At 73.8% G+C, this 12,809-nt stretch carries 10 protein-coding genes; 2 read left to right on the top strand and 8 right to left on the bottom strand.

The genetic code is table 11. The annotated features are described in order from the left end of the window. Positions 1–169: 169 nt before the first annotated feature. Positions 170–1,999 carry a response regulator gene (locus FGE12_RS17070; protein WP_153867540.1) on the top strand — a complete coding sequence of 610 codons (1,830 nt, stop codon included), beginning with the start codon at positions 170–172 and terminating at the stop codon, positions 1,997–1,999. 43 nt (positions 2,000–2,042) lie between these two features. Here FGE12_RS17070 and FGE12_RS17075 read toward each other — a convergent pair whose 3' ends face one another. The 6 genes from FGE12_RS17075 to FGE12_RS17100 form a co-directional block, all read right to left on the bottom strand. After that, a complete protein-coding gene (locus FGE12_RS17075; RefSeq protein WP_228530863.1) occupies positions 2,043–3,218 on the bottom strand; it encodes a hypothetical protein in 1,176 nt (391 codons plus the stop codon). Next, positions 3,215–3,985 carry a type III pantothenate kinase gene (locus FGE12_RS17080; RefSeq protein WP_153867541.1) on the bottom strand — a complete coding sequence of 257 codons (771 nt, stop codon included), beginning with the start codon at positions 3,983–3,985 and terminating at the stop codon, positions 3,215–3,217. Before FGE12_RS17080 ends, FGE12_RS17075 begins: the two co-directional genes overlap by 4 nt. Before the next feature lie 42 nt (positions 3,986–4,027). Further along, entirely contained in the window at positions 4,028–5,041 is a 1,014-nt protein-coding gene (locus FGE12_RS17085; RefSeq protein WP_153867542.1) for a biotin--[acetyl-CoA-carboxylase] ligase, read from the bottom strand. 104 nt (positions 5,042–5,145) lie between these two features. After that, positions 5,146–5,763: a hypothetical protein gene (locus FGE12_RS17090; protein ID WP_153867543.1), complete on the bottom strand. Its 618-nt coding sequence runs from the start codon at positions 5,761–5,763 to the stop codon at positions 5,146–5,148. Further along, positions 5,760–6,698, bottom strand: coding sequence for a HEAT repeat domain-containing protein (locus FGE12_RS17095; protein ID WP_153867544.1), 939 nt, complete (start codon positions 6,696–6,698; stop codon positions 5,760–5,762). The genes FGE12_RS17090 and FGE12_RS17095 overlap by 4 nt, the downstream gene beginning before the upstream one ends. Before the next feature lie 46 nt (positions 6,699–6,744). Beyond that, complete coding sequence (locus FGE12_RS17100) at positions 6,745–8,733, bottom strand: HTH domain-containing protein (protein WP_153867545.1); 1,989 nt, start codon at positions 8,731–8,733, stop codon at positions 6,745–6,747. Between the two features lie 109 nt (positions 8,734–8,842). Between FGE12_RS17100 and FGE12_RS17105 the strand changes: the two genes are divergently transcribed. Then, positions 8,843–11,026, top strand: coding sequence for a PQQ-binding-like beta-propeller repeat protein (locus FGE12_RS17105; protein ID WP_153867546.1), 2,184 nt, complete (start codon positions 8,843–8,845; stop codon positions 11,024–11,026). On the opposite strand, the gene FGE12_RS17110 is transcribed toward FGE12_RS17105, so the two are convergent. Continuing rightward, on the bottom strand, positions 11,027–11,938 hold the full coding sequence (locus FGE12_RS17110; protein ID WP_194797964.1) for a hypothetical protein: 912 nt from the start codon (positions 11,936–11,938) through the stop codon (positions 11,027–11,029). 237 nt (positions 11,939–12,175) lie between these two features. Next, positions 12,176–12,799: a uridine kinase gene (udk, locus tag FGE12_RS17115; RefSeq protein ID WP_153867547.1), complete on the bottom strand. Its 624-nt coding sequence runs from the start codon at positions 12,797–12,799 to the stop codon at positions 12,176–12,178. Positions 12,800–12,809 lie beyond the last annotated feature (10 nt).

Genomic DNA, 12,809 nt, shown 5'->3' on the forward strand with positions numbered 1-12,809 from the left:
AGGCCTTCTGCGCTGAGCCTGGCCGCCTGCACGGCAGCCGTCGGTGCGGGAGCGTCCAGGCAGGCGCAACATTGACGGTCCCAGAGGCTGCCGATAGCCTCGCGGCGCTGCTTCCCCGTCGCACGCGGAGCGCTTTTTCGCGCCCTACACCCCGAGCGGGGCTGCCCTCATGTCCAAGAAAATCCTGATCGTCGAAAGTGATACCGCCCTCTCCGCAACCCTGCGCCGAGCGCTGGAGGCGCGGGGCTTCTCGGTGGACGAGACCACCGACGGCAAGGGCAGCGTCGAGCAGGTGCGGCGGGATCGCCCGGAGCTGGTGGTGCTCGCGGTGGAGCTGGGCGCGGGCCAGAACGGCTACCTCATCTGCGGCAAGCTGAAGAAGGACGACGATCTCAAGGGCGTGCCGATCATCATCACCGGCAACCCGGACGGCTTCGCGCAGCACCGCAAGCTCAAGGCGCACGCGGACGACTACGTCTCGCGCCCGGTGGACGCGGACCTGCTGGTGGAGCGCGTGGGCGCGCTGATCGGCTTCCCGCCGGCCCCCGAGGGCGAGGCGGAGCTGGTGGAGGACGGGCTGGACCTGCCCGGCCTCGACGAGCCCCTTTCGGCCGACGGGCTGGGCGACTTCGGCGGTGAGGAGATCTCCGTGGAGTCCGGCGACGCCGCGGCCCCGGCCGCCGCGGGCGACACCGAGCTGGACATGCTCGACGCCGCCTTCGACGACATCTCCACCACGGTGGACACCACCGAGCTGGAGAACCACCTGGACGGCGGGCTCGCCGGCAGCGCGCTGGAGATCGACGCGGGCGAGGAGCCCGTGGTCGCGCCTCCCGAGGGCGCGATGGAGGAGGTGGACAGCCTGCCTCCGCTCGAGTCGGTGGCCGGCACGGATGACGACGGCGCGCTGGACGTGTTCGAGGAGGAGCTCCACGCCGAGCCGCCCGCGGCGCCCCCTCCGGCGCCGGTCGCCGAGCGGCCCGCGCCCGCCCCGCTGCGCGCCGTTGCGGCGCCCCTGGCCGCGGCCTCCCTCGGCGCTTCCCTGCCCCGCACGGGCGCGCCTGCGGCCGGCCTGAGCGCCGCGGACGCGGCCGAGCTGCGCTCGCTGCGCGCGCGCGTGGTGGAGCTGCAGGGCGCGCTCGAGGACGCGCAGGCCCAGGCGGGCAGCGCCGAGGAGCGCTCGCGCGCGCTCGAGGCGGACCTGGAGGCGCGCTCCGCGGAGCTCGAGACCGCGCGCGCCAGCAGCGGCCGCTCGGACAAGGACACCTTCGCGCTGCGCGAGGCGGCCAATCGCAAGGACAAGGAGATCCTGCGCCTCAAGGCCGAGCTGAACGAGAAGGAGCACGAGCTGGTGGAGCTGCGCGACCGGCAGCTGCAGCTCGAGCAGCAGGGCAACGACGCCACCGCGGAGGTGGCCAAGCGCGACGCGCAGATCAAGACGCTCACCGGCAAGGCGGACCTGCTCACGGCGGAGCGCCGCCGCGTGGACCAGCAGCTCGTGGCCGCCCGCGAGGAGGCGCGCGCCGCCACCGGCAAGCTCGCCGCGCTGCAGGCGGAGCTGGACGGCTTCCACGCCCAGCACGAGTCCAGCCAGGCCGAGCTCGAGGGGCTGCGCAGCCGCGGCGCCGAGCTGGAGGCCGCCGTGGCGAGCGCGCAGTCCGAGCGCGACAGCCTGCGCGACGAGCTGGAGGTCGCGCGCGCCGAGGCCTCGGACGTCCAGGCCCAGCTCGCGGACGCCCAGGCACAGCTGGCCGAGGCCCGCGGCGAGGTGAACGCGCTCGCGGCGAGCGCCGCCGAGGAGGCGGACGGCCTCCGCCTGCGCATCGCGGAGCTCGAGGAGTCCCACGTGCGCCACGAGGACCGCGTGGCCAAGCTCTACGCCCGCATCAAGGCGGACGAGGCCACGCGCGAGCGCGCGAAGAAGGCGCTGGGCATCGCGCAGCAGCTGCTCGAGGAGCAGCCTGCCGGCATCGACGCCGACGAGGAGGCCGCGGCCTAGACAGCCCCGCGGCACCCTCCCCCACACCCCCGGGAACGGACGGCTACTTCTCGTCCTTCTTGGGGGTGTTCTTCTTCTCCAGCTGCTTCTTGGCGAGCTGCTGCACGCCGCTGGGCACCATCTTGTCGCGCGAGAGGTCCTTCACCTCGCTGTCGCGCAGGGTGGAGAGGAACTTCATGGAGACGGCGAGCGGCGTCTTCGGGTTCTTCACCAGCGCGAGCTTCACCGGGTACTTCTTCGTCCACTCGCGGTTTCCGATGATGACGCGCAGCACCTCCTCGTTGATCGCGCGGTTCGCCGCGGCGCCGAGCACCTCGCCGTCCGTGATGCGGGGGCTGCGGATGACGGCCACGGCGACGAGCTTGTTGCTGTCGCGCATGAGCTGACTGCGCGCCTCCTTGTTGCCGAGCGTGGCGAGCTTGATCTTCTCCGAGATGCTCATCTTCATGATGCGCTGGGTGAGGGTGAGCTTCTTGCCCTCCTCCATCGGCGGCGCTTCCTCGTCCGCCACCTCCAGGTCGCGCATCACCTCCTCGGCGGTGGGGCCGGGGTCCGGCGGCCGCGCGGCCACCTCGGGGCCGAACACGCGCACGCGCGCGGCCTGCATCTGGGGCACGTCCGGCAGGTTCACGCCGCTGCGCACCGCGAAGTCGCAGACGGAGTCCAGCAGCGCGGCGCTCGCGTTGAGGTTCGCGCACAGGCCGCGCACGATGTCCTCGTGGCGCAGCAGGCGCAGCTGGTTCTGCCCGATGATCTCCGCGAGCCGCTGCGAGCACTCGCGCGCCACCTGCGCCACCGCCTCGTCCGGAGTCGAGGCGTTGAGCACCAGCATCTCGGCGTAGGCCTCCTTCCCCTTGAGCAGGGAGAGGAACCACGCGAGCACCGGCGGGGCCACGCCCTCGTCGCGCAGCGCGCCGCCCAGGATGCGGTCCGGCAGGTTCGCGGCCGTCTTGGCCGCCGTCTCGCGCACTCCGGCGTCCGCGTCGTAGGTGAGGATGTAGAGCGCCCCCAGCATGTCCGAGGGGGACAGGGGCACGAGGCTCTTGGCCCCCATCATGCGCAGGGGCACGGGGGCCGCGGGGTCCACGTGCTTGCGCAGGTTGACCGGGATGAACTCGGCGCTGATGGGGCAGCCGGGCGGCACGCCCACGTGCGCGCCGGGGGCGCTGGAGGGGGGCGTGGCCGGTGCGGTGTCCGGTGCGTCGGCAGGGCTGCTCATGAGCCGTGGTTCCTCCCGTAGATGATGCGCAAGCCCTCGAGCGTGAGGAACTCGTCCACCTCGCTGATGGCCTTGGACTCGCTCGCCACGAGCGGGGCGAGGCCGCCGGTGGCCACCACCTTGAGCGGGAAGCCCAGCTCCGCCTGCATCCGGGCGCAGATGCCGTCCACCAGCCCCACGTACCCGTAGACGAGGCCGGACTGCATCGAGTGCACGGTGTTGCGCCCGACCACGTGCGGGGGCCGCGCGAACTCCACGCGCGGCAGCTTGGAGGCGTTCTGGAACAGCGCCTCCATGGCGATGTTGATGCCGGGGCAGATGGCGCCGCCCAGGTACTCGCCGCGCGGCGTGACGGCGTCGAAGGTGGTGGCCGTGCCGAAGTCCACCACGATGAGTCCGCCGTGGTGCTTCTCGTAGGCCGCCACCGCGTTGACGATGCGGTCCGCGCCCACCTCGCGCGGGTTGTCGTAGAGGATGGGCATCCCCGTCTTCACGCCGGGGCCCACGAACATGGGCCGGCAGTGGAAGTAGCGCTCGCTCATGCGCTCGAGGTTGAACTGCAGCGGCGGCACCACGCTGGAGACGGCCACCGCGTCGATGCTCTTCGGCGCGATGCCCGCGAGCTGGAAGAGCTGGTTGAGGAGGATGCCGTACTCGTCGTACGTGCGGCGCGCGCTCGTCTCCACCCGCCAGTTGTCCAGCAGCTTCTTGCCCTCGTACACGCCGAGGACGGTGTTGGTGTTGCCGACGTCGATGACCAGGAGCATGGAGCCACGCAGTCTAGCGCGACCCCACCCCGGCGGTACCGACTAGCGTACGAGCCTGGGGCGCAGCTGCTCCACGTCCCCGGCGAGCACCCGCTCCAGGGCGCCCTCGGGGGTGCGCACCAGGAGCGCACCCACCTCGTCCACGTCCTCGGCCACCCCGCGCAGCTCCTTCTGCGCGGTGCGCACCAGCACCTCCTGGCCCAGCGTGGAGGACAGCTCCTTCCAGCGCCGGCGGACGATGCCGAAGCCCTCCTCGGCGTGCAGGTCCAGCCACTCCTCCAGCCGGGTCCAGAGGGCCGCGGCGAAGGCCGCGCGCGGCACCCGCTCCCCGCCCCGGGCCTCGGCCACGGAGGTGGCGAGCGACTGCACGTCCTCGGGGAAGTCGTCCGGGCGAGCGTTGAGGTTCACCCCCACCCCGAGCACCACGAAGTGCACCCGCTCGGGCTCCGCGGAGAGCTCGGTGAGGATGCCTGCCACCTTGCGCCCGTCGATCTGCACGTCGTTGGGCCACTTGATGCGCGCCGCCACGCCCGTCTGCTGCAGCGTCTCGGCGAGCGCGACCGCGGCGACGAGGGTGAGCTCCGGGGCGCGCTGCGGCGGGAGCTCCGGGCGCAGGATGGCGGAGAAGTAGAGGTTGAGGCCCGGGGGCGAGACCCACACCCGGCCGCGGCGGCCCTTGCCGGCCGTCTGCTGGTCCGCCACCACCACCTCGCCGTGCGCCGCCCCTTCGGTCGCGAGCCGGAAGGCCTCCACGTTCGTGGAGGGCAAGGTCTCGTGCGCGTGCAGCGTGCGCCCGAGGTCGTGGGTGTCCAGGAGCGGAGAGATCTCCAGCTCGGTGAGCCGGTCCGGGATGGCGAGCAGCCGGTAGCCGCGCGCGGGAAGGGCCTCGATGCGGTAGCCCTTCGTGCGCAGGCTCTCCACGTGCTTCCAGACGGCCGTGCGCGAGAGGCCGAGCTTGTTCGAGAGGGCCTCGCCCGACGTGAAGTCCTCTCCGCTCTCCGACAGGAAGCCGAGGATGAGCTCTTCCTGCGTCTGCTCGAGAATCTCAGGGGCCATGGGAGCTGCCTCTCGTCTGGGAGCCCGAAGGGTAAAGGCCGGCTGCAACGCTTTCAATCCCGCCGCTCCGCGGCCCAGCAGGCGCTCGCCTGCCTGCCTGGCGCCTACTTCGCGGAGGTGTCTCCCTGGAGTGCGTAGGAGGCGAGCTCCAGGCGCAGCTGGGGCAGCTTGCGCTGGCCCTCCTCGAGCACCGTCTCGATGCGCACCAGGCCCACGCGCGGCGCGAAGGTGTAGTGCACCGCGAGCACCCGGTCGCCCGCGCCGCGGGTGCGCCCCTCCACCTGCACGCAGTCCTGGAAGGCCCCGGCCGGGACCTCGCAGGGCACGCCAGTGGCGGTGATCTGGTAGCGCTCGGTGGAGGAGACGGAGACGATGCTCGTCCAGCTCTTGCCCACCTCGAGCGGACCGCGCAGCAGGTAGCGGGTGTCGCCGTCGCGCAGGCCGAATGCGTCGTGGGCGAGGCGCGCGCCGCGGCTGTCCACGAAGAAGGGTCCCTCCTGCCGCAGGATGGAGACCTCCACCGGCTTGTCCTTCGCTCCGTTGAGCGCGTAGGTCCAGCGGTTGCCCACGGCGAGCGGGTAGTAGGCCTCGACCGAGGCGGGGGCCTGCTGGGCGGACGTTCCCTCCCCGCGGTGGGCGCAGGCGGGCGCGAGCGCGACGAGGGCGAGGAGCAGGAGGGCGCAGCGGCGGCGGGAGGGGTGCAGGGGCATGGGGGTGGTCATCGAGGGGGGTTTCGCTGGGCGGCGCGGCCCTCGCCGCGCGCGCCGGAGTGGAGCTTCCGGGCGGTGTGCAGGCTGTCCAGGGCGTCGCGCGCGGCGGCCCGCACGGAGGCCTGATCGTGCCCCTGGGAGACGGTGTACAGGTAGGCCTCGGCCTCGTCGCCGCCGATCTCCCCGAGCGCGAAGAGGATCTCCTGCTGGAAGCCGAGGTCCTTGCCGCGCGACAGCTCGATGAGCGCGCTCACCGCCTCCGGGGTGCGCATCTCCACGAGCGCGCCGATGGCGCGGCGCACGGCGAGCGGATCCCCGTCCTGCAGGCGCTCGATGAGCAGCGGGGCCGCCTGCGGCTGGCGGCGATCCGCGAGCACGCGCAGCGCGAACTCGCGCACCCGGGGATCTCCGGCCTGCAGGTCCTTCACCAGCGCATCGTTGGGACGCTCCACCGCGCTGAGCTGCAGCACCGCGGCCTCGGCCACCTGCACCAGGGCGCTGGCGAGCGCCGCGCGCAGCGCCTCGCGGCGCGCATCCGGGCCGGCCTGGCTCGAGACGGGCATCTCGCCCAGCCCCACCACCTCGTAGCGGGGGGCGCCGTCCGAGCCGCTCTGCTCGAGCACCAGCGAGGCGCCCACCTCGGCGTAGGTGCCCGGGCTGCTCTCGCGCTGTGCCTCGCGCGTGAAGGGCACCTCCAGCGTGAGCTTCCACGGCGGGGAGGTGTGCAGGGCGCGCTTCGCATCCGGCAGCTCGAAGCGCTCGGTGCGCTCGAGCACCTCCAGCAGCTGGTGCTGCACCTGCTCGCGCCCCAGGCCGAGCAGGGAGTTGTCCACCAGCGTGGCCCCGGTCAGCTGCACCTGGGCCACCGGGAAGCGGGCGGGCCGCTCCCGGCAGGCGCCGAGACAGAGCGCGAGCAGGACGGGGACGAGCAGGTGGAGCGGCTTCATGGACACATCCGAAGCCTAACCCACTCGCCCCGCCGCCTCACGCACCTCAGCGGTCCTCGCCCCCTCCCTCCGGAGCAGCCGGGGGCGGGACGCCGGGAACCGGGCGCGCCTCCTCGCCCTCGCCCGGTGCGGCCGCCTGCGCGGGAGCGAGCTCGTCACCCGCGGCGGCCGGCGGAGCGGGCACCTCGGTGACGCTCGCGGCAGCGTCCTGGGGCGGCGCGCCGCCCTCGGCCGGAGCCGGTGCCTCGGGAGCGGCGGGCTCCGTCGGCGCGGCCGCAGCGGCCTCGGGAGCAGGCGCGGCGCCCGCCTCGCCCGGAGGCGTCGCGGCGGCTGCGTCGGAAGCCGGCGCGGCGCCGGCCTCGGCAGTCCCCTCGGGACGGTTGCCCCGCCCGCGGCGCCCGCGGCGGCGGCGGCGGCGGCGCTTGCGCTCACCCGGAGCGCCCTCCGCACCCTCGGCGCGTGCGCCTCCGGCGCCCTCCTGCTCGTCGTCGCCCTCCTCGTCGCCCTCCTCACCCTCCTCTTCGTCCGAGCCGGAGCCTGCAGCGGCAGGCGCCGCGGCCTCGGCAGCCGGGGCCGGCGCCGGACGCGGGGCGCGCTCGGGACGCGCCGAAGGGGCCGCGGCCGAGACCTCCTCGTCCTCCTCGCGCTCGGCGGCCTCGCGGCGCGGCGGCGCCTCGGCGCCCCCGTCCTCGCGCGCCTGGCGCTCCTTCTGCCGCTCCTCGCGCCGCTTCTGGGCCTCCTCGGCCTCCACCTTGGCGGCGTCGAAGAAACGCTCGTCGATGTCGAAGAGCTCCACGCGCGTGACCGTGACGGCCGTCTCCGCCTCGAGGAACTTCTCCCCCAGTGCGTCGCCGCACCAGAGCATCACCAGCGCGCCGGAGGCCTGGGCCTCGCTCTTCGCGTCGCCGCGCACGTCGCCCGCGCACGCGAGCAGACCCACCTGGGCGGAGTAGTGGCTCAGGTCGCGCCGCAGCTCCTGCACCGCCTTGCGGTCGATGGCGGGCGCGCCCTTCACCATGCGCACGGCGTAGCGCAGCTCCACGCTGCCCTCGCGCTTGCGCGCGGTGAGCAGCGGCCCCTCCTTGGAGCGCTTGGCCACCTTGAGCTCGCGGAAGCCCAGGGCGTGCATCATCTTCACCACGGACTTCTCGAAGGTGCCCACCTCGAGCTCTGCGAGGCGGCGGCGCAGCGCGCGTGCGACGGCGCGGCGCGCGTCCTTGAGCGCGGTGCGCGCGGCGAGCGCGAGCGCGGGATCCGTCGCGGCCTCCGCTGCGGCGGCCGCGGGCGCGGGCTTGCCCAGCACCGGGCGGCCCGCCTCCAGCGGGATGCCCAGCGCGGCGGCGAAGGCGGCCTGCAGCTCCTGCGCGTTGGCGCCCTCGGCCCCCCCGCCCCGCTCGAGCGCCAGCTGGCGCGTCTCGCCGGAGAAGGAGAACTGCGGGCGGCGACCGGCGTCGATGCGGCGCTGGTTGTCCTCGAGCAGCGCGGTGAGCAGCGCCTCGACCGCCAGGTCCTCGGCGGCGAGCTCGCGGCTGCGGGCGCGCTCGAGCAGCTCCTCGGCGCGCAGCGGCTCGTCGGCCTCGCTGAGCACCTCGAACGCCACCTCGGGAAGCGGCGGGAAGCGCCGGCGCTTGCCGCCCCGACCCTCCTCCTCCTCGTCACGGCGCCGCTTGCGCTCCGAGCCGCGGCCCGCGCTGCGCGCGTTCTCGTTGCGCGGCTCGGGGTGACGCTCCTCGGGCCGCATCGGCGGCATGGACTCTTCCGGATTGGGCTCCACCACCCCCGTCTGCGCGAGCGCCTCCGCATCCTCCGGAAGCGACCACTCCACCAGCGCGAACGTGTCCTTTGCGGTCACCACCACCTTGCGCTCGCGGGTCCGCCGGGCCATCGCGGCGAGCCGGGAGAGCATGGTCTGCTCGGGCGTCTTGCCCACGTGGCTCAGCAGGTTCTGCGCGATGGACTTCTCGGTGATTTCCAGAAAGTGCAGGGGACGACCCTCGCTCTCCAGGATCCGGAGCGCGGCCTCGTAAAATGTCATCAGCTATTCCCCAAGAATAACGAACGGTTACAAAAATGTAGGGCCGTATAAGTGGCGGATGCTAGGCATCCGGGTTCTGGCTTGTCAAAAGGGAAAAACCAAGGGACGGATGATCCGCATTCGCATCGGACAGCACTGGCGCCGCGAGCCCGGCGAGCCCCCCATGGACTCGGTGGGTCTCGAGCTGGACGGCGTGAACCTGCTGCCGGGCGCGGTGGAGGAGCCGCTCGCGGAGGTCGTGCCCGCGCTGAGCGCGGCGGTGGCCGCACTGCACGGGGGCCGCGCGCCGCTCGCCCAGGTGTCCCTGCCCGAGGCGCACCTGGAGCTGGTGCTGCAGCGCGACGGGGGCGAGGTGCTCCTGCAGGTGGCGGCGCTGGACCGGCCCGCCCGGAGGCTGCGCCCCCCCGTCCGGGTGGACCTGGAGGAGCTGGCCGCCGCAGTGCGCGCGGGCGGCGAGGCGCTGCCCCCCGAGGCGCTGCCGGCCGCCCGCCGGCGCCTCCTGGAGGGAAGCCTCGCCCTGCTGCGGCGCGCGCCCGACCCCGCGCCCGCGGAGCCCCCGGCGCCCTACACCCGCCGCGTGGCGCCCCCCGCCACGCCCGGCTTCGGGCTGCTCCTGGAGGACGGTGCGGACGTGCTGCGCCGCTTCGGACGGCAGGGGGGCCCGGCGCTGGGGTCGCTGCTGTGTGAGGGCGAGGTGTGGCTGGAGCTCGCGGGGCGGCCGCAGGCCTGGAGGAGCCGCGGCGCGCCCTTCCTCGCGGTGCTGGAGCTCTCGCGCCAGGGCAGCGAGCTGGTGCGGGCGCTGGAGCTGGGCGAGGCCGAGCACGCGCTCGAGCCGGCCGGCACCCGCCCTGCCCTCCTGCTGGAGCTCGCCGAGGGCCGCGCGCAGCTGGGGCGTGGAGGGCCCCGCGTCGCGCTCGAGGGGCGCGCGCTGGCGGCGGCGATGCTCGACCTGGGACTCGCCTTCGTGCTCGCGGTGACCGAGCGCCACCCCGCCCAGGCGAAGAACCCCTACCTCGTCGAGCTCTCGGAGCGCTGCCGCGACGGGCTCTCCCACCTGCGCGGCGCCGTACGCCCGCCCGAGGCCGAGGGCGAGGCGCGCGAGCGCGTGGTGCTGCCGCGCGCGGCGAGCCGCCCACTGCGCACCCCCGGGCGCCTCAAGCGCCTGCGCTTCGAGAAGCTATGGGAGCAGCGGGGCCTCGCCGGCGCCGAGCGCGGGCAGCTGCTCCTGCATCCCAAGGGGCCCGTCTACTCCGCGCCCGAGCTCGCCTGCGCCTTCGCCGCGCGCGACGGGGCACTGCTCTGGCGCCGCGAGGCGAGCCACGGCGTGGCGGCGGCGGCGGACGGCCACGCGGTGGTGGCGGAGGGCTCCCGCGTGTACGGCTTCAAGGGGCGCGGGGCGGGCGCGCGCTGGCTGCACGCCCACGACGGGACGCCCCTGGGCCCCTCTCTCGTCCGCAAGGACGGCGTGCTCGTGGCGAGCAGCGAGGGCCGCGCGGTGCTGGGCTTCGCGGAGCTGAGCGGCCGCGAGCTGTGGCGCCTCGCGCCGCCGCGCACCCAGCGCGTGCACCTGTCCGTGCAGGCGCACCGGGCGCTGCTCGCCACGGACCTGGGCTACCTCTACGGGCTGGACCTCGCCGACGGGCAGGTGCGCTTCCGGGTGCGCGCGGAGCTGCCCTTCGTGGCGCCGCCCGTGCCCTGGGGCCGCCGCTTCGCCGCCACCCTGGGACAGGGGCTGCAGGGAGCGGTGCTGGTCGCAGACGCGCACGCAGGAGAGGTCGCGTGGACGGCGCTGCTGCCCTTCGGCCAGCCCACGCTCCCCCTGCCGCGCGGGGCGCACCTGTACGTCGCGGGGCAGGCGGAGGGCGAGGGCGCGCTCGCGTGCCTCGGCACCCGCGGGCAGCTCTTGTGGGAGCGCGGGCTGCACCTGGGGCCGGGGCCCTACGCTCTCACCGGGCTCACGCGCTCGGTGGTGGTGGCGGCGCCGCACGGGGGCGCGGCGCGCTTCGGTGAGGACGGGCGGATGGCCTGGCGCGTGGGCGCCTCAGGCGAGCCGCTCTCGCGCGCGCTGCGGCCGGTGCCGGCGCGCGGCGTGGTGTTCCTTCCCGGAGAGCAGGTGCGCGCGGTGGAGCCGCGCGGCGGCCACGTGCTCGCCGAGGTGGAGGCGGGGGCGGGCCTCGTCGCGCTCGAGGCCGACGCCCAGCTCAACCTCTACCTGCTCGACGACGCGGGCACCCTGTCCGCCTACCGGCTCGCGACCCACCTCGCGGTGGTGGCCGGCGGCGACGGGGGCTGACTACTCGCCGCGGGCGCTCTGCGCCTTGGCGGGATCGATCTCCTCCTCGGAGCGCTCGGACTCCACCGCGCCCTCCCACTTCTCGCCGTCCTTGAGCTTCCACTCGCTGGGCACGTCCAGCTTCCAGGTGTAGCTCGCGTTCGCGGTGCCGCCGGACGGGGCGTGCGAGGTGACGGCGAAGGCCATCTCCATCTTCGTCACCGCCGCGGGGACGAGGTCCAGATCGTAGTGGCCGAGCACCATCTGCGGCGGGAACTCGGCGATGAAGCGCTCGGGGAAGTCGATCTTCATCGACGGGTCACCCGCGTTCATCTCGCCCAGCAGCTTGCCCTTGTCGTCGGTGAGGCGCCACGAGGTGTTGAAGGAGGCGCTGGTCACCATCTTCTTGAGCTTGCCGTCCTCCTTCATCTCGCGCTGCGCGCCCCAGAGCGCGAGCATCAGGCGCACCTGCGGGCGGCCCGCCACCATGACGACGTCCGAGGACACCACGTCCAGGCGCATGCCCTTGTCGGTGGCGCTCCAGAGCGGGGCGTACTTGCCGCTGCGCATCTGGTCGAAGCGCTTGCGCGTGTACTCGTAGAAGGCCTTGCGGTCCGCCGCGCGGTCCTCCTTCGGGCGCTTCTGCAGCTCCTCGAGGTAGTCGTCGAAGTCCGGGTTGCCGCCGAACTCCTTCACGTGCGTGTCCACGCGCGCGAAGTAGCCCTTGAGGAAGGCGCCCACCTCGTCGCGGTAGGCCTTCTCGTCCGGGTTCGCGCGCAGCCAGGAGACGCGCTCGAGGTAGTCGCGCTGCAGGCGGTAGGTGTCCGCCTCGCGCTCGGCTGCGGCGGTGCGCGCCTTCACGCTGCGGAGGCCGATCACCCCGAGGAGGATGAGGCCGACGACGACGACGATGGGTCCGAGGGTGCGCTTCACGCGGGCGGGGCTCCTGATGGGTCCAGTACGGTGGGGCGAAGAGATACGGGAATTCCCACGCCCGTTCTAGACCACCCCACCCCTCGCGGCGCACGGCTCTCTGCTCGGCCTGCGGGCGCGGGACGCTTCTCGGGCGGAAGTTTTGCGCACGGGTGCGCGAAGCATGGGTGAGGTGGGACAGGTTCCTCCACTTCCCTCACCCCGACCCTCTCCCAGAGGGAGAGGGAGGACGCGGTCCTACCTCGCGCCGAGGCGGCTGCGGATGGCGCCCACCAGCATCTCGATGGCGATGGTGTTGTCGCCGCCGTGCGGGACGATGATGTCCGCGTAGTGCTTGCTCGGCTCGACGAAGCCCATGTGCATGGGGCGCACGTGGCGCAGGTACTGGGCGACCACGTGGTCGAAGTCGCGGCCGCGCTCGTTGATGTCGCGGCTGAGGCGGCGGATGATCCGCACGTCGTCCTCGGCGTCCACGTAGATGCGCACCGCGAGCTCCTCGCGCACCGGCTGCATGTGCAGCACGAGGATGCCCTCGATGAGGATGACGTCCCCCGGCTCCACGCGCGTGGTGCGCTGCTCGCGGGTGCTCGTCTTGAAGTCGTAGACCGGCTTGTCCACGCCGCGGCCCGCCTTCAGCTCGCGCAGGTGCTGCACCAGCAGCTCCGTGTCGAAGGCGTCCGGGTGATCGAAGTTCACCTCGCGCCGCTCGGCGAGCGGCAGGCCGGTGAGGTCCCGGTAGTACGAGTCCTGGTCGATGAAGGCCACGCGGCAGCCCTGCAGCGCCTCGCGCACCTTGCGCGCCACGGTGGTCTTCCCCGAGGCGGTACCGCCGGCGATTCCAACGACGAGTGGTGACGACATGCGCGGCGCA

The organism is Aggregicoccus sp. 17bor-14 (assembly GCF_009659535.1).
Lineage (GTDB): Bacteria > Myxococcota > Myxococcia > Myxococcales > Myxococcaceae > Aggregicoccus.